This is a genomic window from Streptomyces sp. ADI95-16 (assembly GCF_003721495.1).
Classification (GTDB): domain Bacteria; phylum Actinomycetota; class Actinomycetes; order Streptomycetales; family Streptomycetaceae; genus Streptomyces; species Streptomyces goshikiensis.
Genome location: NZ_CP033581.1, coordinates 5,294,412 through 5,313,476, shown reverse-complemented (window position 1 = coordinate 5,313,476; position 19,065 = coordinate 5,294,412). Strand labels below are relative to the sequence as shown.

Sequence of the window (19,065 nt, the reverse complement as noted above, 5' to 3'; positions counted from 1 at the left end):
GGGCGGGAATTACCGCCCGGTGCTTCCGCCCGCGCCGGGGACGGGGAAGGCCCCGGTGGCGCGGCGCGTGATCTCGCCGTAGATCTCGGGGTCGGTGGTGTACTCCCCGAGGCGACAGGTCTTGCGGCTGCCGTGGTAGTCGCTGGACCCGGTGGTCAGCAGACCGAGGTCGCCGGCCAGGCCGCGGAGCCGGGCGCGCGTGTCGGTGTCGTGGTCCATGTGGTCGACCTCGATGCCGTCGAGACCGGCGGCGGCGAGGGCGCCCAGCGCGGCCTCGGGAACGCACCGGCCGCGCTTGACGGCGGCCGGGTGCGCGAAGACGGTGACCCCGCCGGCCGCCTTCACCAGGCGGATGGCCTCGAACGGGTCGAGCTCGTGCTTCTCGGCGTACGCGCGGCCGCCGTCGGCGAGCCAGGCGGGAGTGAAGGCGTCGGAGACGCTGCGTACGACGCCCAGCTCCACCAGCGCGGTCGCGATGTGCGGCCGCCCGACGGAACCGTCGCCGGCGATCCGGGCGACGTGCTCCCAGGTGATGTCCACGCCGAGGTCGCGCAGCTTGGCGACCATGGCCCGGGCGCGCGGGACGCGGTCGTCGCGGACGAGCTCCCGCTTCCGGGCGAGCTCGGGCTCGTCGGGGTCGAAGAGGTACGCGAGCATGTGCAGCCCGATGCCGTCGAGCCGGCAGGACAGCTCGGCGCCGGTCACCAGGGTCAGGCCCGCCGGGATCCCGTGGAGCGCCTCGATGGCCTCCGCGTATCCGCCGACGGTGTCGTGGTCGGTCAGCGCGACGACGTCCAGCCCGGCGGCGGCGGCATTGCGCACCAGCTCGGCGGGGCTGTCGGTCCCGTCGGAAGCCGTGGAGTGGGCGTGCAGGTCGATGCGCACAGCCGAGCTCCATGGTTTCGCGCGTACGGGGGGACACCCCAGGATACCCGCGCCCCGGACCCCCGCTCCGCCCCGCCGTCGGGGCCCCGCTCCCCGATCCGGCCTGATCCGAAAGACAGGCCCTAACCCGGTCCGAGGATGCGGGGGCTGAGCGCGCCGCAGGGGAGGAGTTCGACCTCCGCGCCCGCGTCGCGCAGGTCCGTCAGGACGAGTTCGTCGTACATCAGCAGGCCCGACTGCTCCGGCCAGACGACCGCCCACAGCCACAGGCCCCGCGCCTCGCCCGCGAACACGGCGCGGTCGTCGGGGGTGTCGGTGACGTGCCACAGCGGGGTGGGGCGGCCCGCCGCGACCACCTTGGCGTGCGGCGGGGACGAGACGTTGATGTGCGGGCCCGGGTCCGGGCCGTCGATGCCCGCGTACCGCGCGCCCAGGCCGACGCCGAGCTCCTCGGCGACCAGCAGCAGCTCCCCGATGCCGCCCAGCGGCCCGGGACCCGAACAGGCCACGGCCGTGGCCCGGCCCCCGCTGCGGTCGTCACCCGCCGAGGCGGCCCCGGTGAACAGCCAGCCCACCGGGAGCGGCCACGGCATCCACACCGGCACCTGCGCCCGGTGCACCACCACGCTCAGGCCCTCGACGCTCGGCGGGATCACGGGTTGCAAGGGGTGGACCGTACCGTGCACCGCGCACTGCCAGGAGTCGGCGAACAGACCGGGCGCCCTGACCCGGCCACCGCACTTCGGGCAACTTGGTTCGCCCCTCATAGGAAGCCACGCTCCTCCCCGCGGCGCGCCCCGTCAAGACGCGATCACCCGTCCGGGCGGTCAGTCCAGCGCGACGGCCGTACGCAGAGGGTCCCGCAGATCCGTGCCGCGCGCGAGCCAGCGTTCCTGGAGCGCCGCCGCGCCGTGCACCCGCTTCCAGGCGGCCTCGTTGGCGGTCATGGGGAGGACGGGGAAGAAGAGCACCGGGTCCATGGGCTCGGCCAGCTCCAGGTCCGCCACCAGACCGCCCGGCTCGCCGACGAGCACCGAGGTGAACGCGGCTCCCTCCCAGAGCGGTTCGCCCACGTCGAGCGAGGCGCCGGGGGCCACGACGAGCCCCTCCACCTGCGGGGAGGCGCCCAGCACCGCGAGCGGGCGCAGCACCCGGTCGGTGGGGGCCAGTCCGCCCCGCACGGTCAGCACCAGTTCGGCGCGCGGGCCGCGCACCGGGTCGGCGACCACGGCGGTCGGGTCGGTCATGGGCTGTGCGGACATCCCGAGGGTCGCGTATCGCACGAGGTCGCCCTCGACGAAGCGGAGTACCTCGATGCGGTCGGTGCCGAGGAAGGTGACGGCCGCGCGGGCGTCGGGGTCACCGAACGCGTCGCGCAGCCGGGCTTCCACAAGGGCCAGAATTTCTGCCATGGAACGAGCATAGAACTCGTATCCCCCGGGTAAAGGGCGGCTCTTGACCATCCGTCGGCTGATAGTGTTGACAGCTGGTTCACGCCGCGTGCAGAAGCCCGTTGTCAAGGCTGTGAACGACAGGACGTCCCTCACGGGGGACCGGCCGGAGGAGGTGGGGCTGCGATGGATCGAAGTCGATCGTGCAGTACCAATCGCTCTTCCACTTCCACGACGGGCGCATTGCGGCCCCTCTGATCCCTCGATCAGTAGAAGAGCGACGGCAGACCTTTGTCCTCCCGTCCTGCTCCTTCCGCCTGCCCGGGCCTGCCCGCCCGCGGTGCGGAAGGCCTCCCACCCGTACGGTCCGCAGCCGTGCGTGCGAAGGAGCCTGCGATGTCGATGCTGCCCTACCTCCGTGCCGCCGTACGTCCCGCGCTGCGCCGGTCCACTCCCGCACAGCCCGGCTACGACGCCACCCGTGACCCGTCCGCGAGCAGCACGGTCGTCGACTGCGCCGTGTACCGCGACGGCCGGCGCCTGCTGGGATCCGACCGGCTGACGCCCCGTGAGGCGATGCGCCGGGTCCGCGAGGACGGCGGTTTCGCGTGGATCGGCCTGCACGAGCCGACCGAGGGCGAGTTCGCCGGGATCGCCGCCATCTTCGGGCTGCACCCGCTGGCCGTGGAGGACGCGGTGCACGCGCACCAGCGGCCGAAGCTGGAGCGCTACGACGACACCCTCTTCACCGTCTTCAAGACCATCCACTACGTGGAGCACGCCGAACTCACCGCCACCAGCGAGGTGGTGGAGACCGGCGAGGTGATGTGCTTCACCGGCCCCGACTTCGTCATCACCGTCCGGCACGGCGGCCAGGGCTCCCTCAAGGGGCTGCGCCGCCGCCTCCAGGACGACCCCGCCCTGCTCTCCAAGGGCCCCTCCTCGGTCCTGCACTCCCTCGCCGACCACGTCGTCGACGGCTACATCGCGGTGGCCGCGGCCGTGCAGGACGACATCGACGAGGTGGAGAGCGAGGTCTTCGCCGCCCCCGCCAAGGGCGCCGCGCGCGGCGGCGACGCGGGCCGGATCTACCAGCTCAAGCGCGAGGTGCTGGAGTTCAAGCGGGCCGTCTCCCCGCTGCTGCGGCCCATGGAGCTGCTGAGCGAGCGCCCGATGCGGCTGGTGGACCCGGACATCCAGAAGTACTTCCGTGACGTCGCCGACCACCTGGCGCGGGTGCACGAGCAGGTCGTCGGCTTCGACGAGCTGCTGAACTCGATCCTCCAGGCCAATCTCGCGCAGGCGACCGTCGCGCAGAACGAGGACATGCGCAAGATCACCTCCTGGGCGGCGATCATCGCCGTGCCCACGATGATCTGCGGGGTGTACGGCATGAACTTCGAGCACATGCCGGAGCTCCACTGGCGCTACGGCTACCCCATGGTGATGGCCGCGATCGCCGCGTCCTGCTTCACCATCCACCGCTCGCTGCGCCGCCACGGCTGGCTCTGAGCGCCCCGGGGGCACCCCCTACGCTGTGCGCATGACTCTCAGCACGCTCGATCTGGCCCTCGTCGAGGAGGCCACGAAGAAGTCCGGCCTCATCTGGGTCCGGGGCGCCGGGGCCGACCGGGCCCTGTGGCACGCCTGGCTGGACGGCGCCGCGCACGTGCTGGGCGACGGGCCCGGGGAGCAGCCGTTCCCGGGGCTCGCGGACGGCGCGGCCGCCGAGGTCACCGTGCGCAGCAAGGACAAGGGCGGGCGGCTGGTCGCCTGGACGGCGGCGGTACGGGAACTCCCGCCCCAGGGCGAGGAATGGGAGGCCGCGGTCGCCGAGCTCAAGGGCAAGCGGCTGAACGCGCCCGACTCGGAGACGATGACGGACCGGTGGGCGCGCGAGTGCCGGCTGCTGCGCCTGGAGCCGGTCGCGGTCGCCGCGGGTCTGCCGGACGGCTCGCTGGCCGCGGCCCCGCTGGAGTCCCCCGCGATCACCCGCGAGCCGGTTCCGGCGGGCCTGCCGAAGCTGCTGCTGAAGCGGAGGAAGCCGGCCCGCTGAGACCGGGGGCGCCGGCCCCGGCGCCCGCGCGGATCCCCGTACGTCAGGGCTTGCCCGGGTCGCTGCCCTGCCCGGAGCCCTTCGGCGCGGGCGAGGCCCCGCCGCCGGTGTTCTGGCCCTTGGTCGTCGGCAGCTGGGAGCCGTAGTCGACGGTCTCGTCCTGGGCGGGCGCCGCCAGAGGGAAGGTTTTGCCCCACTCCCCGAGCTCCACCCGCCCGGCGCCGCCGGCCCGCTCCATCAGCAGCGGGTACGGGGTGCCCTCCAGGGAGACCGACAGCTTGCCGCCCTTGCCCTGGTCCCCGGTGAGCTGCACCGCCCGGGTGTGCCCGACCTTGGCGTACTCCTCGTTCTTGGCGACCTTGCCGTCCAGCGTGAGCAGCACGTCCAGCAGCACGTCCATGTCGGTGAAGCCGCGGAACTGCTTGTACGAGGGGTCGTTCGCGGGCACCTTCACGTACTTGTCGCCGAGCTTCCCGGCGGAGTCGGACTGTCCCCAGAACGCGGCGTCGGCCTTCAGGTAGAGCTGCTCGCCCACCCGCAGCAGCCGGAAGGTGTTCTCCTTCGACTTCACCTCGCCGGAGCCGCCGTCGGCCCCCAGCCGCATGTCCAGGGTGAAGGTCCCGCCGCCGCTGACCAGCGTGCCGGACAGGTGCACGGCGTCGGCGGCCGTGGCCGCCTCCTTCGCCTTGCCCGCGATCTTGTCGGCGGGGAGCTTGCCGACCCCGTTGGTGCCCTCGTCCGGATCCGCTCCACAGCCCGTGCCGGTGACGGCGAGGCCCGCGCACAGGGCGCCGACGAACGCGGCCCGGCGCAGCCGGGCGACAAGGGAGTACGCGGTCACGAGCTGGTGCCTCTCGTCGGTTCCGTGGGCAGCAGGCAGCGTACCCGGCCGCGCGGCGCGGCCCGCTCCCGGCCGGGGTGGCCCGGTGGGACACCTGGGCGGCCGCCCCACCAGGACGGTTGCGCGGGGCACGGGCTAGCCTGAGGCACGGCAGGACTGGTGATGATCGCTCTAGGAGGCGCTCGGATGGCTGCAGGCGCCCCGCGGATCTTCGTCTCGCATCTGTCGGGTGTGCCGGTGTTCGACCCCAACGGCGACCAGGTCGGCCGGGTCCGCGACCTCGTCGCGATGCTGCGCGTCGGCGGCCGCCCGCCGCGGCTGCTGGGCCTGGTGGTCGAGGTGGTCAGCCGGCGCCGGATCTTCGTCCCCATGACCCGCGTGACGGGCGTGGAGTCCGGGCAGGTCATCACCACGGGCGTGGTGAACATGCGGCGCTTCGAGCAGCGCCCCACCGAGCGGCTCGTCCTCGGCGAACTGCTGGACCGCCGGGTGACGCTGGGCGCCACCGGCGAGGAGGTCACCGTCCTCGACGTGGCCATCCAGCAGCTGCCGGCCCGCCGGGACTGGGAGATCGACCGGATCTTCGTGCGCAAGGGCAAGGGCGGCGCGCTGCGCCGGCGCGGCGAGACCCTGACGGTGGAGTGGTCGGCGGTGACCGGCTTCTCGCTGGAGGAGCACGGGCAGGGCGCCGAGAACCTGGTCGCCACCTTCGAGCAGATGCGCCCGGCCGACGTGGCGAACGTCCTGCACCACCTGACGCCGAAGCGGCGCGCCGAGGTGGCCAACGCCCTCGACGACGACCGGCTCGCGGACGTCCTGGAGGAGCTGCCCGAGGACGAACAGGTGGAGATCCTCGGCAAGCTGAAGGAGGAGCGCGCCGCCGACGTCCTGGAGGCGATGGACCCCGACGACGCGGCCGACCTGCTCTCCGAGCTGCCCGAGGACGACAAGGAGCGGCTGCTGACCCTGATGCGGCCGGACGACGCGGCCGATGTGCGCCGCCTGCTGGAGTACGAGGAGAACACCGCGGGCGGTCTGATGACCACCGAGCCGATCGTGCTGCGGCCGGACGCCACCGTCGCGGACGCGCTGGCGCGCGTACGGCAGTCGGACCTGTCGCCGGCGCTCGCGGCGCAGGTGTACGTGTGCCGGCCGCCGGACGAGACGCCGACCGGCAAGTACCTGGGCACGGTGCACTTCCAGCGGCTGCTGCGCGATCCGCCGTTCACCCTCGTCAGCTCGATCGTGGACACCGACCTGCCGCCGCTGCGGCCAAACGCCTCGCTCCCGGTGGTGACCGGCTACCTCGCCGCGTACAACATGGTCGCGGTGCCGGTCGTCGACGAGAGCGGTTCGCTGCTGGGCGCGGTGACCGTGGACGACGTACTGGACCACCTGCTGCCCGACGACTGGCGGGAGACGGACTTCCACCCCGAGGAGGTTCCCGATGGGCGCTGAACGACGGCGTGACCCGGCGCGCGAGGGCAGCCGCGAGCAGGCCCGCGTACGGCGCGAGCTGGCCCGCGAGCACGCCCGGGAGAACGCGCGCGAGCACGGGCTCTCGGGGCGCGAGGAGGAAGTGGCCGAGCGGCTGCGGGCCAAGGCGGCCGGCTCCTCGACCGGGTCGAGCGCGCTGACCCGGTCGGCGCGGGGGCGGCTGGACCAGCCGCGGGCCGACCGGCGGCGGCTGCTCCCGGTGTACGACCCGGAGGCCTTCGGGCGGCTGTCGGAGCGGGTGGCGCGGTTCCTCGGCACGGGCCGGTTCATCGTCTACATGACCCTGGTCATCATCGTCTGGGTGCTGTGGAACATCTTCGCGCCGGACGACCTGCGGTTCGACGAGTACCCCTTCATCTTCCTGACGCTGATGCTGTCCCTCCAGGCCTCGTACGCGGCCCCGCTGATCCTGCTCGCGCAGAACCGGCAGGACGACCGGGACCGCGTCAACCTGGAGCAGGACCGCAAGCAGAACGAGCGTTCCATCGCCGACACCGAATACCTGACCCGTGAGATCGCCTCGCTGCGCATGGGCCTGGGCGAGGTCGCGACGCGCGACTGGATCAGGTCGGAGTTCCAGGACCTGATCAAGGAGATGGACGAGCGGCGGCTATTCCCGAAGGAACGTGACGAAGGTGACCGCTGACAGGCTTTCCTGACGCCTGCTACCGAGCCGTACCATCGGGACATGGCTACCGACACAAGCTCCGCCGCCGTGCCTGAGCAGGACGCGATCCTGGACGCGCTGGCGACGGTGAACGACCCCGAGATCCACCGGCCGATCACCGAGCTCGGCATGGTCAAATCGGTGGAGATCGGCGAGGGCGGCGCGGTCGCCGTCACGGTCTACCTCACGGTGTCGGGCTGCCCCATGCGCGAGACCATCACCAAGAACGTCACCGAGGCCGTCGAGAAGGTCGCCGGTGTCACCTCGGTCGCCGTCACCCTCGACGTGATGAGCGACGAGCAGCGCAAGGACCTGGCGGCCACGCTGCGCGGCGGCACCGCCGAGCGCGAGGTGCCCTTCGCCAAGCCGGGCTCGCTGACCCGTGTGTACGCGGTCGCGTCCGGCAAGGGCGGCGTCGGCAAGTCGTCGGTGACGGTGAACCTGGCCGCGGCCATGGCGGCGGACGGCCTCAAGGTCGGCGTCGTCGACGCGGACATCTACGGCCACAGCGTGCCGCGCATGCTGGGTGTGGAGGGCCGTCCCACCCAGGTCGAGAACATGATCATGCCGCCGTCGGCGCACGGCGTGAAGGTCATCTCCATCGGCATGTTCACCCCGGGCAACGCGCCGGTGGTGTGGCGCGGCCCGATGCTGCACCGCGCGCTCCAGCAGTTCCTGGCCGACGTGTTCTGGGGCGACCTGGACGTGCTGCTCCTCGACCTGCCGCCGGGCACGGGTGACATCGCGATCTCCGTGGCCCAGCTGGTGCCGAACGCGGAGATCCTGGTCGTGACCACCCCGCAGCAGGCCGCGGCCGAGGTCGCGGAGCGGGCCGGCTCGATCGCCGTGCAGACCCACCAGAAGATCGTCGGCGTCGTCGAGAACATGTCCGGCCTGCCGTGCCCGCACTGCGACGAGATGGTCGACGTGTTCGGCTCCGGCGGTGGCCAGAAGGTCGCCGACGGGCTGACCAAGACGGTCGGCGCGACGGTGCCGGTGCTGGGCTCGATCCCGATCGACGTGCGGCTGCGCGAGGGCGGCGACGAGGGCAAGCCCGTCGTGCTGTCCGACCCGGACTCCCCCGCCGGCGCGGCGCTGCGCACGATCGCGGGCAAGCTGGGCGGCCGCGCCCGCGGCCTGTCGGGCATGTCCCTGGGCATCACCCCGCGCAACAAGTTCTGACGTCCCACCGGCCCGCGCCGGGCCGCACAGTGTGAAGGGCACCGCCGACCGGGCGGTGCCCTTTTCCGTACCCGCGTACCGCTACTCGTACGTGGTCAGGTCGCCGATGACCGAGAAGCCGATCCCGTACGCGCTCATGCCCCGCCCGTACGCGCCCAGGTGCACCCCGCCCGGGGCGGAGCCGGCGAGGACCCAGCCGAACTCCGACTCGCGGTAGTGGAACGGCGTCGGCTCCCCGTCGACCGGGAGCGACAGCGTCGACCAGTCGTCCCCGGCGAGGTCGTCCGCGAGCTCCCACGCGGCCTCGGTCTGCTGGTCGAGCCACTCGTTGCGCAGGCCGTGGTCCATCTGGCCGGGCCAGCTGTACGCCAGCAGGCCCGAGCCGGCCAGCCAGGCCGCCGAGGAGACCGAGGTGGCCTCCAGGACTCCGGTGCCGTCGCCGCTGCGGCGCAGCGGGTTGCTGGCGACGGTGACGACCACCGCGAAGCGTTCCTTCTCCCCGGTGGCGAGCTCGCCGCGCGCGGAGGGCTCGTCCCCGTGGCCGGTGGAGCCGTGCTCCACGGTGCCGTCTGCGGCGGCGGCGACCTGCATGAGCCAGCGGGGGCCGGTGAAGGCCCCGTCCAGCCCGTACCAGGGGAAGTCGGCCCGCAGGTACCCCTGGGCCGTCCGGCGGGCCGCCGGAACGGGCACGGCGGCTTCCTGTGGCGCGCCCGGCACGGGGGTCTGCGGGGGTGCGGCAGCGGGGGCAGGTGCTTCGGCGGGCTGTACGCCTACCCGGCTACTGCTCGTCGTCTCCATCTGAGCGGCCTCTCGTTCCGTGGGGTCCGGAACGGGGCTCCCCCACGCTTTCCTGCGTCCGGACAGATGGAGGATAGCCATCCGACCGCGGATCGCCGGGCAGGCCGGGAACTCAGGTGGCGTCGGCGTCGAAGGGGGTACGGGCTTCGGGGGCCGGTGCGGCGGGCTTCTTGAGGAGGTCCGGGCCGGTGGAAGCGGCGGCGGCGCCCGGCGTGGCGGCGGCCGGCGTGGACTCCGGCTCCCTGCTGTTGACCGCGTCGGTGACCTCGTTCAGTTCCTTGCGGAGGTCGAAGCTGCTGCGGAGCTCCTTGAGGTCCTCGTTCTCGCCCATCTGCTTGCGGATGAACGTCTTGGGGTTCAGGTCCTCGAACTCGAAGTCCTTGAACTCCGGCCCGAGCTCCGAGCGGATGTCCTGCTTGGCGCTGTCGGAGAACGCGCGGATCTTCCGGATGAACCCGGTGACGTCCTGGATGACCTTGGGGAGCTTGTCCGGTCCGAAAACGAGGATGGCCAGCACCACGATCGTGACCAGCTCAAGGCCGCCTATGTCGTTGAACACCCTGCCGCTCCTCGAATCTCTCCACGTCCGGCCCCGACCACGGTACCCGCCGTTCTCGCCGGGCCACTACACGCGAATGGTCCCGAAAGTCGTTTCCCGACCGGAGTTCGGCCGGAAGACGTCGTTCCGGCGCGTCAGGCCCCGCTCGACGACCCCAGCACCACATCCAGGGTGCGCTCCCGGCCCTCCCGCAGGACCGTCAGCTTCAGCGCGTCGCCCGGGCGGTGCGCCCGGATCTTGATGATCAGCTCGTCGCCGCCGTGGACGCGCTGCCCGTCCACCTTGGTGATCACGTCGCCCGGTCTGATCCCGGCGCGCGCCCCGGGGCCGGCGGGGACGGCGGACGCGCCGTCGTCGCCCTTGGCGGCGACGCGGGCCCCGTCGCCGGTGTACTGCATGTCGAGGGTGACCCCGATGACGGGGTGGGTGGCGTGGCCGGTGCGGATCAGTTCCTCGGCGACGCGCTTGCCCTGGTTGACCGGGATGGCGAAGCCGAGGCCGATGCTGCCGCTCTGCCGCGCCCCCTCCTTGCCGTCCTGGCCTTCGTCGGCGCCCCGGATCGCGCTGTTGATGCCGATCACGTGCGCCTGGGCGTCGAGGAGCGGGCCGCCGGAGTTGCCGGGGTTGATGGGGGCGTCGGTCTGGAGCGCGTCGACGTAGCTGACGTCGCCGCCGTCGCCCTTGTCGCCGCCCGCGGTGATGGGGCGGCCCGTGGCGCTGATGATGCCGGCGGTGACGGTGTTGGAGAGGTCGAAGGGCGCCCCGATGGCCACCACCGGGTCGCCGACCTTCACGTTCTCGGAGTTGCCGAGCGTCAGCGGCCGCAGGCCCCGGACGCCGGTCACCTTGACCACGGCCAGGTCGTAGCCGCTGTCGCGGCCGACGAGTTCGGCGCCGACGCTCTCGCCGGTGCTGAAGGTGACCGTTATCCGCTTGGCGTCGGCGACCACGTGGTTGTTGGTGAGGATGTGGCCCTGCGGGTCGAGGACGAAGCCGGTTCCGGTGCCGCTGCCCCCGCCGCCGCTGACGTGCAGGGTGACCACGCCCGGCAGGGCGCCGGCGGCGATCCCGGCGACGCTCTCGGGAGCGCGGTCCCGGCTGACCGCGGCGGCCTGGGGGAGCTCCAGCCGGGTGCTGCTGCGGCGCTCGGCGAGGACGCCGAGGTAGCCGCCGGTGCCGCCGGCGAGCAGGGCGGTGCCCAGGCTGAGCGCGACGACCTGCCAGATCCGGATCCCGCGCGGCACCTTGCCGGTGTCCACGACGTGCAGCGGGCGGACGGCCCAGGGGTCGTAGCGCGGCCCGGCCCCGGACTCCGCCTCCGTCCCCGGCTCCGACGGGTCCGGGGACGGCGCTCCCGCGCCGGTGTCACCCTCGGCGTGCGGGCGCGGGGCCGGGACCCCGTCGCGGCGCGCGTCCGCCAGCCCGTCGGGCCGGCTCCACCACAGCGGAGCCGGATCGGTCTGCTGACTGTCGGACATGGGCGCTCCCCGCGTACCTGGCGCACCGCCCGGGCGGCGCATCTGCCGCAGATTCAACCAGGTCCGCGCGCCCGCCGGGGGCCCACCCCGTCAGCGGGACAGGGACACGGGCCGGGCCGACGGGGTCTGCGAGGGCCGCACCGGCGGCTGTGGTCCGCCGGGGCGCAGGCCGGGCAGCGCCACGCTCGGGGTGGGCAGCCGGTCCAGGATGACGGCATCGGTCACCGACACGGCGGGACCGGGCCGCGTGGCGGGTACGTCACCGCGCACCTGGGGCTCGACGGTCTCGATCGGCAGGGTGCCGCCGAGCGCGAGCGCGGCCAGCGACACCGCTCCGGCCGCGACGAACGCGAAGCGGCGCCGGGAGCGGCCCACCTCGTGGATACGGAAACCCTCGCGCGGCATCGCCGCCGCGGCGTACCCGAAGGTGGCGAAGGGGTCGGAACGGGCCGAGGAACCTGAACCGGAAGCACCGGGCGGGCCGTGGGAAACGGCGGAACCGGCGGAACCGACCGGGCCGGGCAGCCCGGAGGAACCGTCGAGGTCCCCGCCCGGCAGGCCCTGGAGCCGGGCCAGCAGCCCGGCGGACAGCGGCGGCGGCGCGCTCTCCACGAACAGCGTCTTCAGGCGGCGCTGTGCGTCGGCCTCGGCTTTGCACTTGGCGCAGGTGGCCAGGTGGGCCAGCACCCGCTCGCGCGCGTCATGGCCGAGTTCCCCGTCCACCAGGGCGGCGAGGCGGTCGCCCAAGTGTTGTTCGGCGGGGGTCGGACTGGCTCCGCTCACTCGGCTCCGCCCTCTCCCCCGGCGCCCGGGGCGCCCACGGCCGCGCCCGCCAGCGCGCGCTGCTCCGCGCGGGCCTGCGGAGACCGGTGCTTGAGCGCCTTGCGCAGGTGGGAACGGCCCCGGTGGATACGGCTGCGCACGGTGCCGAGCTTCACACCGAGGGTGGCGGCGATCTCCTCGTACGACAGGCCCTCGATGTCGCACAGCACCACGGCCGCGCGGAACTCGGGCGCGAGGGTGTCCAGCGCCTGCTGCACGTCCGCGTCGAAGTGGGTGTCGTGCAGCACTTGCTGCGGGGAGGGCTCACGGCTCGGCAGCCGCTCGGCCGCGTCGTCGCCGAGGGCGTCGAAACGGATCCGCTGCTTGCGGCGCACCATGTCGAGGAACAGGTTCGTGGTGATCCGGTGCAGCCAGCCCTCGAAGGTGCCGGGCGTGTAGGTGGACAGCGAGCGGAAGACGCGGACGAAGACTTCCTGCGTCAGGTCCTCGGCATCGTGCTGGTTACCCGTCAGACGGTAGGCAAGGCGGTAGACCCGCGCGCTGTGCGTGCTGACGATCTCCTCCCAGGAAGGAGGGGTCCACGCCTGCGAGCCCGCATCGGTGGCGAAGGTCGCGGTGGTTGCGGTGGCGGTGTGGAAGCGGTCAGCAATGTAGGTCACGGATTTCGGCTCACCCGATGACCAGAAGAGGCGTTTCAACACGCCCCCACGATCCACAGGCGCAGCCGCACCTCCCCTGTCGGCTCTGGTGGTGTCCAGTGGAGTCCCTACCATAGCCACCCCCTCCGTCAGCTTGGGATAAGTGTTTTTGCAGTAACTTTGCACGGGCATTCAGTTCCCCGACGGCCCCGGACCGGCGATCTGCCCGGCACCGTCCCTGTCTATCCCTCATCCATCCGGCGTCTCTCCTTCACAACGCCCGGTCCCATCTGCGGGTTCCCGACGTCAGCGGATACAGTCACCGTTGCGCCAACTATGGGGACAGGAGAGGGTCATTAGCGGCAACCGGCAGACGAGCTGGGCGTTCGCCGACGCGTTTGTCGCCGAGGACGACGCTCTGCGATGGGCCCGCGACCGGTCCAGGGAAGCGGGCCTGCGCTCCGTCTCCCCCGGCACCGGTGCCGCGCTGCGCCTGCTCGCCGCCACCGCGGACGCCAAGGCGGTCGCGGAGATCGGCACCGGAACCGGCGTCTCCGGCATCCACCTCCTCCACGGGATGCGCCCCGACGGGGTGCTCACCACCGTGGATCCCGAACCCGACCGGCAGGCCTTCGCCCGCCAGGCCTTCCGCGCCGCCGGCTTCGCGGGCAACCGCGCCCGCTTCATCCCCGGCCGCGCGCTCGACGTCCTGCCCCGGCTCGCGGACGGCGGGTACGACCTCGTCTTCTGCGACGGGGACCCCACCGAGTCCCTCGACTACCTCGCCGAATCGTTGCGCCTGCTGCGCCCCGGCGGGCTGGTCTGCTTCGAGGGCGTCTTCTCCGACGGCCGTACGGTCGACTCCGCCGCCCAGCCCATCGAGGTGCTCCGCGTCCGCGAGCTGCTGCGCGCCGTCCGCGAGAGCCCGGCCCTGGAGGCGGCGCTGCTCCCGGTGGGCGACGGCCTGCTGTGCGTGGTCCGGCGCTGACGGACCGGACGGACCGCACGGGCCGGATGGGCCGGACAGACCGGGTGGACCGGATGGGCCGTACGGGAGGACCGGGGGGGGTGGCACCCGGTGGACACAACACTGCCCCGACCGCCGGTAGCGATCGGGGCAGCGCAGAGTTCAGACTGCTGAAAGTGCGGTCAGCGGGTTAGCCGACGACCTTCTTCAGGGCGTCACCCAGGGCGTCCGCCTCGTCCGGAGTCAGCTCGACGACAAGCCGACCGCCGCCCTCAAGCGGTACGCGCATGACGATGCCCCGCCCCTCCTTGGTGACCTCGAGCGGGCCGTCGCCCGTCCGCGGCTTCATGGCCGCCATGCTCGTTCCCCTTCCTGAAACCAGCTCATCGTCAGCCGACGGCCCCATTCAGGCGCCTAATGCCCGGCATCGAACACAATGCTTCCTGGCCATTATCCCGCATGTCAGGACCCGATGACCAACATCGGCAGGGAACGCTTGTGCAACGCGCTTGACCAAAACCACTCATTTCGGGGAGCCGCCTGCGATACTTCGCCGCTCCGCGCCGGGACCGCCGTTCGCTTTCTTTGACGCACATCACATGTCCGGTGGCGGTCCGGTCCGCCATGCTGGCCCTTGCACCGGCCGGTACCGGCCGGTAGCCAAGCCCGCGACGAAGGGGGACCCCCTGCCATGGCCGACAGCGTGCTCTACGAAGTGACCGACGGACTCGCGACCATCACGATCAACCGTCCCGACGCGATGAACGCGATGAACACGGAGGCCAAGGTCGCCCTGCGCGACGCGGTCCGGGCCGCCGCCGGGGACTCCGCGGTACGGGCCGTGCTGCTCACCGCCGCCGGCGACCGCGCCTTCTGCGTCGGCCAGGACCTCAAGGAACACATCGGGAACCTGGCCTCGGACCGCGAGCACGGCACCACGCTGACGATGAGCACCGTCTCCGAGCACTACAACCCCATCGTGCGGGCGCTCACCGAGATGCCGAAGCCGGTGGTCGCGGGCGTGAACGGGGTCGCCGCCGGGGCGGGCTTCGGCTTCGCGCTGGCAGCGGACTTCCGCGTCGTCGCCGACACGGCGTCCTTCAACACCTCGTTCGCGGGCGTGGCGCTGACCGCCGACTCCGGCGTCTCCTGGACCCTGCCCCGTTTGATCGGCGCCTCGCGCGCCAGTGACCTGCTGCTCTTCCCGCGCTCGCTCACGGCGCAGGAGGCCTACGACCTGGGCATCGCCAACCGCCTGGTCCCCGCCGGGTCGCTGGCCGCCGAGGCCGAGTCGGTCGCCCGGGCCCTGGCCGCCGGGCCTACGGTCGCCTACGCCGCGCTGAAGGAGTCCCTGGCGTACGGGGCCGCGCACTCCCTCGCGGACTCCCTGGCCCACGAGGATGTCCTCCAGACCCGGGCCGGCGCCTCCGAGGACCACGGGATCGCCGTCCGGGCCTTCCTCGCCAAGCAGCCGCCCCGGTACCTGGGCCGCTGAGCCCGGTCAGGCCGGCGGCGGCGCGGCCGTCTCCCGCGAGACGCAGGCCGCCAGGTGGTCGTTGACGAGGCCGCAGGCCTGCATCAGCGCGTAGGCCGTGGTGGGGCCGACGAAGCGGATGCCCGCCTTCTTGAGGTCCTTGGACAGGGCCGTGGACTCCGCGGTGACCGCCGGTACGTCGGCGATCGAGCGCGGGGCCCGGCCCGGCTCCGGGGCGTGGGACCAGATCAGGGCGTCCAGCTCGCCCGGCTCCCAGCCGGCCAGGACCTTGGCGTTGGCGAGGGTGGCCGCGATCTTGGCCCGGTTCCGGATGATCCCCTCGTCGGCGAGCAGGCGCTCCGCGTCGCGCTCGTCGAACGCGGCGACCTTCGCGATCTCGAAGGAGGAGAAGGCCTTCCGGAAGCCCTCCCGGCGGCGCAGGATCGTCAGCCAGGACAGCCCCGACTGGAAGGCCTCCAGGCACAGCCGCTCGTACAGGGCGTCGTCCCCATGGACCGGACGGCCCCATTCCGTGTCGTGGTAGGCGACGTAGTCCGGCGTGGACAGCGCCCACGGGCAGCGCAGCCCGCCGTCCGCCCCGGCCACGGCCGTCACTGCCCGTCCCGCTTCGTCAGGTCGGGTCCCGGCGCGGATCCGGCGCGGGCGGCCTCCACCGAGGCCTCCAGCAGGGCGATCCGCTCGTCCCGCTCGGCCAGCTCCGCCGCCAGCCGGTCCAGTACGTCGTCCACCTCGGCCATCCGGTAGCCGCGCGCGGCGACGGGCAGCCGCAGCGCGTCGATGTCGGCCCGCGCCACCGGGCGGGCCTGCGGCAGCCCGTCGGCCACCCGGTCCGGCTCGGCCTCGGGCAGTACGGCCTGCGAACCGCCGCCGACCACCGCGAGGGTGACCGCGGCGACGACCACGACCAGCGCGATCAGCAAGAACCAGAACACGATCAACTCCCTGACAGACTGAGGGCGGCTTCAGCCATCAGGTTAAGGTCGCGAGCGAGGCGCGAGGGCCGCCGGAGGAGGAAAGAACGGGATGCTGCGACTGGGCAGGCGCGAGTTCGACACCCACGAGCCGGTGATCATGGCCATCGTGAACCGGACGCCGGACTCCTTCTACGACCAGGGCGCGACGTTCCGCGACGAGCCCGCGCTGGACCGGGTCGAACAGGCGGTGGCCGAGGGCGCCGCGATCATCGACATCGGCGGGGTCAAGGCGGGTCCGGGCGAGCACGTGGACGCGGCCGAGGAGGCCCGGCGCACCGTCGGCTTCGTCGCCGAGGTACGGCGCCGCCACCCGGACGTGGTGATCAGCGTCGACACCTGGCGGCACGAGGTCGGCGAGGCGGTCTGCGCGGCCGGCGCGGACCTGCTCAACGACGCGTGGGGCGGCGTGGACCCGAAGCTGGCGGAGGTCGCCGCGCGCCACGGGGCGGGGCTGGTCTGCACGCACGCGGGCGAGGTCGAGCCGCGGACGCGGCCGCACCGGATGGCGTACGAGGACGTGATGGCGGACATCCTGCGGGTCACGGTGGGCCTCGCGGAGCGGGCGGTCGCGCTCGGCGTCCGCCGCGACGGGATCATGATCGACCCGGGTCACGACTTCGGGAAGAACACCCGCCATTCGCTGGAGGCCACCCGCCGGCTGTCGGAGATGACCGACACCGGCTGGCCGGTGCTGGTCTCGCTGTCCAACAAGGACTTCGTCGGCGAGACCCTCGACGCGCCGGTCAAGGAGCGCCTGCTGGGCACCCTGGCCACGACGGCCGTCTCGGCCTGGCTGGGCGCCCAGGTCTACCGCGTCCACGAGGTGGCGGAGACGCGGCAGGTCCTCGACATGGTCCGCTCGATCCAGGGCCACCGGCCCCCGGCGGTCGCCCGCCGGGGACTGGCCTGAGGCCCGGCGGGTCCTACTTGCCGACTTCCTTCGTGACGAGCGCGATCGCCTCGTCCACGTCGTCCGTGACGTGGAAGAGGTAGAGGTCGCGCTCCGAGGCCTTGCCCTGGGCGATGACCGTGTTCTTCAGCCAGTCGATCAGGCCGCCCCAGTACTCCGAGCCGAACAGCACGATCGGGAACCGGGTGATCTTCTGGGTCTGGACCAGGGTCAGCGCCTCGAACATCTCGTCCAGGGTGCCGAGGCCGCCCGGCAGGACCACGAAGCCCTGGCTGTACTTCACGAACATCGTCTTGCGGACGAAGAAGTACCGGAAGTTCAGCCCCAGGTCGACGTGCTGGTTGAGGCCCTGCTCGAAGGGCAGCTCGATGCCCAGGCCGACCGAGACGCCGTTCGCCTCGCGGGCGCCCTTGTTGGCCGCCTCCATCGCCCCCGGGCCACCGCCCGTGATCACGGCGAAGCCGGCGTCGACGAGCGCGTGCCCGATCCGTACGCCCGCCTCGTACTCCGGCGAGTCCACCGGGGTGCGGGCCGAACCGAACACGCTGATCGCCGGCGGCAGCTCCGCCAGCGTGCCGAAGCCCTCGATGAACTCCGACTGGATGCGCAGGACCCGCCAGGGATCGGTGTGCACCCACTCGGAGGGCCCGTCCGAATCCAGCAGCCGCTGGTCCGTCGTACTGCCCGCCTGCACCTGGCTCCGCCTGCGCAGCACCGGCCCGAGCTGCTGCTCCTGGGGCCGGCGACGAGCGTTGCCTTCGGGGTTGCCCATGATGTGCTCCCTCCTGCTGATCGTTGGATCAGGGTAGGCGCACAAAGGTGACGAGAGGCGGAATTCAGGAGGTCAGCCAGGCGCGGAGTCGTTCCTCGCAGTGCAAGATGGCCTTCGTCTCGACGCGCTCGTCGACCTTGTGGGCCAGCAGGGCGTCCCCCGGGCCGTAGTTGACCGCCGGGATGCCGAAGGTGCTGAAGCGGGCCACGTCGGTCCAGCCGAACTTCGGCATGGCGCGGCCGCCGACGGCCTCCATGAAGGCCGCGGCCGCCGGGTGGCCGAGGCCGGGGAGGGCGCCGCCGGAGGAGTCGTCGACCACGAACTCCGCGACGCCGCAGTCCGCGAAGACCTCCCGGACGTGGGCCAGGGCGTCCTCGGCGGAGCGGTCCGGGGCGTACCGGAAGTTCACCGTCACCGTGCAGGCGTCGGGGATCACGTTGTTCGCGACGCCGCCCTCGATGCGGACCGCGTTGAGGCCCTCGTGGTACTCCAGCCCGTCGATCACCGGCTTGCGGGGCTCGTAGGCGGCGAGTTTGGCGAGAATCGGGCTCGCCGAGTGGATGGCGTTGGAGCCCATCCAGCTGCGGGCGGAGTGGGCGCGCTCGCCGGCCGTGCGCAGCAGCACGCGCAGGGTGCCCTGGCAGCCGCCCTCGACCTCGCCGTTGGACGGCTCCAGCAGGACCGCGAAGTCGCCGGTCAGCCAGTCGGGGTGGGCCTCGGCGACCTTGCCCAGGCCGTTGAGGTCGGCGGCGACCTCCTCCTGGTCGTAGAAGACGAAGGTGAGGTCGCGGTTCGGCTCGGGCACGGTCGCGGCGATGCGCAGCTGTACGGCGACGCCGGACTTCATGTCGGTCGTGCCGCAGCCCCACAGGACGTCGTTCTCGTCGAGGCGCGACGGGAGGTTGTCGGCGATCGGCACGGTGTCGAGGTGACCTGCCAGTACGACGCGCTCGGCGCGGCCGAGGTCCGTACGGGCGACGACGTTGTTGCCGTGGCGGTCCACCGTGAGGTGCGGCAGGGCGCGCAGCGCGCTTTCCACGAGGTCGGCGAGTACCTTTTCGTCCCCGCTCACGGAGGGGATGTCGACGAGCCGGGCGGTCAGCTCGGCGGCGTCCAGGGTGAGGTCCAGCTCGGATTCGGACATGGCTCTGACCATAACGCCCCGTGGTGTG

Annotated in this window: 21 protein-coding genes and 1 pseudogene; 8 read left to right on the top strand and 14 right to left on the bottom strand. The window is 72.6% G+C overall.

The features are described from left to right. Positions 1–9: 9 nt before the first annotated feature. From EES41_RS23900 to EES41_RS23890, 3 genes are all read right to left on the bottom strand, one after another. Entirely contained in the window at positions 10–885 is an 876-nt protein-coding gene (locus EES41_RS23900; protein WP_123080256.1) for a PHP domain-containing protein, read from the bottom strand. Positions 886–1,007: 122 nt separating this feature from the next. Then, the gene (locus EES41_RS23895; RefSeq protein WP_123080255.1) at positions 1,008–1,652 is read right to left on the bottom strand and encodes a DUF6758 family protein; all 645 of its coding nucleotides are present in this window, start codon (positions 1,650–1,652) and stop codon (positions 1,008–1,010) included. A gap of 60 nt (positions 1,653–1,712) precedes the next feature. Next, entirely contained in the window at positions 1,713–2,297 is a 585-nt protein-coding gene (locus tag EES41_RS23890) for a suppressor of fused domain protein (protein WP_123080254.1), read from the bottom strand. 375 nt (positions 2,298–2,672) lie between these two features. On the opposite strand from EES41_RS23890, the gene EES41_RS23885 reads away from it, so the two are divergent. Next, on the top strand, positions 2,673–3,788 hold the full coding sequence (locus EES41_RS23885) for a magnesium and cobalt transport protein CorA (protein WP_123080253.1): 1,116 nt from the start codon (positions 2,673–2,675) through the stop codon (positions 3,786–3,788). Between the two features lie 31 nt (positions 3,789–3,819). Further along, positions 3,820–4,332 (top strand): hypothetical protein, encoded by a 513-nt coding sequence (locus tag EES41_RS23880; protein WP_123080252.1) that lies wholly within the window; start codon positions 3,820–3,822, stop codon positions 4,330–4,332. Between the two features lie 43 nt (positions 4,333–4,375). Here the strand turns inward: EES41_RS23880 and EES41_RS23875 are convergent, their stop codons facing one another. Continuing rightward, positions 4,376–5,173, bottom strand: coding sequence for a hypothetical protein (locus tag EES41_RS23875; protein WP_254211552.1), 798 nt, complete (start codon positions 5,171–5,173; stop codon positions 4,376–4,378). A 186-nt stretch (positions 5,174–5,359) separates the two neighbouring features. On the opposite strand from EES41_RS23875, the gene EES41_RS23870 reads away from it, so the two are divergent. The 3 genes from EES41_RS23870 to EES41_RS23860 all read left to right on the top strand — a co-directional run bounded on the left by EES41_RS23870 (position 5,360) and on the right by EES41_RS23860 (position 8,519). Next, positions 5,360–6,631 carry a CBS domain-containing protein gene (locus EES41_RS23870; protein ID WP_123080251.1) on the top strand — a complete coding sequence of 424 codons (1,272 nt, stop codon included), beginning with the start codon at positions 5,360–5,362 and terminating at the stop codon, positions 6,629–6,631. 121 nt (positions 6,632–6,752) lie between these two features. Next, positions 6,753–7,316, top strand: a complete 564-nt coding sequence (locus EES41_RS23865) for a DUF1003 domain-containing protein (RefSeq protein ID WP_123082657.1) — start codon at positions 6,753–6,755, stop codon at positions 7,314–7,316. An 87-nt stretch (positions 7,317–7,403) separates the two neighbouring features. Beyond that, positions 7,404–8,519 carry an Mrp/NBP35 family ATP-binding protein gene (locus EES41_RS23860; RefSeq protein WP_123082656.1) on the top strand — a complete coding sequence of 372 codons (1,116 nt, stop codon included), beginning with the start codon at positions 7,404–7,406 and terminating at the stop codon, positions 8,517–8,519. Positions 8,520–8,600: 81 nt separating this feature from the next. Here EES41_RS23860 and EES41_RS23855 read toward each other — a convergent pair whose 3' ends face one another. The 5 genes and pseudogenes from EES41_RS23855 to sigE all read right to left on the bottom strand — a co-directional run bounded on the left by EES41_RS23855 (position 8,601) and on the right by sigE (position 12,910). Then, complete coding sequence (locus EES41_RS23855; RefSeq protein ID WP_123080250.1) at positions 8,601–9,317, bottom strand: hypothetical protein; 717 nt, start codon at positions 9,315–9,317, stop codon at positions 8,601–8,603. Between the two features lie 112 nt (positions 9,318–9,429). Further along, entirely contained in the window at positions 9,430–9,876 is a 447-nt protein-coding gene (locus tag EES41_RS23850; RefSeq protein WP_123080249.1) for a sec-independent translocase, read from the bottom strand. A gap of 134 nt (positions 9,877–10,010) precedes the next feature. Continuing rightward, a complete protein-coding gene (locus tag EES41_RS23845; protein WP_123080248.1) occupies positions 10,011–11,396 on the bottom strand; it encodes a S1C family serine protease in 1,386 nt (461 codons plus the stop codon). A gap of 243 nt (positions 11,397–11,639) precedes the next feature. Further along, positions 11,640–12,137: pseudogene (locus EES41_RS23840) on the bottom strand (zf-HC2 domain-containing protein); the annotation flags it as partial. Beyond that, positions 12,134–12,910, bottom strand: a complete 777-nt coding sequence (gene sigE, locus EES41_RS23835) for an RNA polymerase sigma factor SigE (RefSeq protein WP_174261724.1) — start codon at positions 12,908–12,910, stop codon at positions 12,134–12,136. The pseudogene EES41_RS23840 and the gene sigE, both read right to left, overlap by 4 nt. Positions 12,911–13,100: 190 nt before the next feature. Between sigE and EES41_RS23830 the strand changes: the two genes are divergently transcribed. Further along, a complete protein-coding gene (locus EES41_RS23830; RefSeq protein WP_123080246.1) occupies positions 13,101–13,763 on the top strand; it encodes an O-methyltransferase in 663 nt (220 codons plus the stop codon). 169 nt (positions 13,764–13,932) lie between these two features. Here EES41_RS23830 and EES41_RS23825 read toward each other — a convergent pair whose 3' ends face one another. Next, positions 13,933–14,100 carry a DUF3117 domain-containing protein gene (locus tag EES41_RS23825; RefSeq protein ID WP_003966491.1) on the bottom strand — a complete coding sequence of 56 codons (168 nt, stop codon included), beginning with the start codon at positions 14,098–14,100 and terminating at the stop codon, positions 13,933–13,935. A gap of 333 nt (positions 14,101–14,433) precedes the next feature. Here EES41_RS23825 and EES41_RS23820 point away from each other — a divergent pair, with 333 nt between their 5' ends. Then, complete coding sequence (locus tag EES41_RS23820) at positions 14,434–15,237, top strand: enoyl-CoA hydratase/isomerase family protein (protein ID WP_123080245.1); 804 nt, start codon at positions 14,434–14,436, stop codon at positions 15,235–15,237. 6 nt (positions 15,238–15,243) lie between these two features. Here the strand turns inward: EES41_RS23820 and EES41_RS23815 are convergent, their stop codons facing one another. Together EES41_RS23815 and EES41_RS23810 are read right to left on the bottom strand one after the other, a co-directional pair. Then, complete coding sequence (locus tag EES41_RS23815; protein ID WP_123080244.1) at positions 15,244–15,831, bottom strand: DNA-3-methyladenine glycosylase I; 588 nt, start codon at positions 15,829–15,831, stop codon at positions 15,244–15,246. Next, entirely contained in the window at positions 15,828–16,175 is a 348-nt protein-coding gene (locus EES41_RS23810; protein WP_123080243.1) for a DivIVA domain-containing protein, read from the bottom strand. Before EES41_RS23810 ends, EES41_RS23815 begins: the two co-directional genes overlap by 4 nt. 85 nt (positions 16,176–16,260) lie before the next feature. Here EES41_RS23810 and folP point away from each other — a divergent pair, with 85 nt between their 5' ends. Further along, a complete protein-coding gene (folP, locus tag EES41_RS23805; protein WP_008737191.1) occupies positions 16,261–17,121 on the top strand; it encodes a dihydropteroate synthase in 861 nt (286 codons plus the stop codon). Between the two features lie 13 nt (positions 17,122–17,134). Here the strand turns inward: folP and EES41_RS23800 are convergent, their stop codons facing one another. Continuing rightward, positions 17,135–17,893 (bottom strand): TIGR00730 family Rossman fold protein, encoded by a 759-nt coding sequence (locus EES41_RS23800; RefSeq protein WP_123080242.1) that lies wholly within the window; start codon positions 17,891–17,893, stop codon positions 17,135–17,137. Positions 17,894–17,957: 64 nt separating this feature from the next. After that, on the bottom strand, positions 17,958–19,037 hold the full coding sequence (gene dapE / locus EES41_RS23795; RefSeq protein ID WP_123080241.1) for a succinyl-diaminopimelate desuccinylase: 1,080 nt from the start codon (positions 19,035–19,037) through the stop codon (positions 17,958–17,960). Positions 19,038–19,065: the final 28 nt, after the last annotated feature.

Bases quoted from the DNA above. Each gene is read 5' to 3' on its own strand.
- EES41_RS23895 (WP_123080255.1), bottom strand. From the start codon at position 1,652: ATGAGGGGCGAACCAAGTTGCCCGAAGTGCGGTGGCCGGGTCAGGGCG.
- EES41_RS23890 (WP_123080254.1), bottom strand. From the start codon at position 2,297: ATGGCAGAAATTCTGGCCCTTGTGGAAGCCCGGCTGCGCGACGCGTTC.
- EES41_RS23885 (WP_123080253.1), top strand. From the start codon at position 2,673: ATGTCGATGCTGCCCTACCTCCGTGCCGCCGTACGTCCCGCGCTGCGC.
- EES41_RS23880 (WP_123080252.1), top strand. From the start codon at position 3,820: ATGACTCTCAGCACGCTCGATCTGGCCCTCGTCGAGGAGGCCACGAAG.
- EES41_RS23870 (WP_123080251.1), top strand. From the start codon at position 5,360: ATGGCTGCAGGCGCCCCGCGGATCTTCGTCTCGCATCTGTCGGGTGTG.
- EES41_RS23855 (WP_123080250.1), bottom strand. From the start codon at position 9,317: ATGGAGACGACGAGCAGTAGCCGGGTAGGCGTACAGCCCGCCGAAGCA.
- EES41_RS23845 (WP_123080248.1), bottom strand. From the start codon at position 11,396: ATGCGCCGCCCGGGCGGTGCGCCAGGTACGCGGGGAGCGCCCATGTCC.
- sigE (WP_174261724.1), bottom strand. From the start codon at position 12,910: ATGGTAGGGACTCCACTGGACACCACCAGAGCCGACAGGGGAGGTGCG.
- EES41_RS23825 (WP_003966491.1), bottom strand. From the start codon at position 14,100: ATGGCGGCCATGAAGCCGCGGACGGGCGACGGCCCGCTCGAGGTCACC.
- EES41_RS23820 (WP_123080245.1), top strand. From the start codon at position 14,434: ATGGCCGACAGCGTGCTCTACGAAGTGACCGACGGACTCGCGACCATC.
- folP (WP_008737191.1), top strand. From the start codon at position 16,261: ATGCTGCGACTGGGCAGGCGCGAGTTCGACACCCACGAGCCGGTGATC.
- EES41_RS23800 (WP_123080242.1), bottom strand. From the start codon at position 17,893: ATGGGCAACCCCGAAGGCAACGCTCGTCGCCGGCCCCAGGAGCAGCAG.
- dapE (WP_123080241.1), bottom strand. From the start codon at position 19,037: ATGTCCGAATCCGAGCTGGACCTCACCCTGGACGCCGCCGAGCTGACC.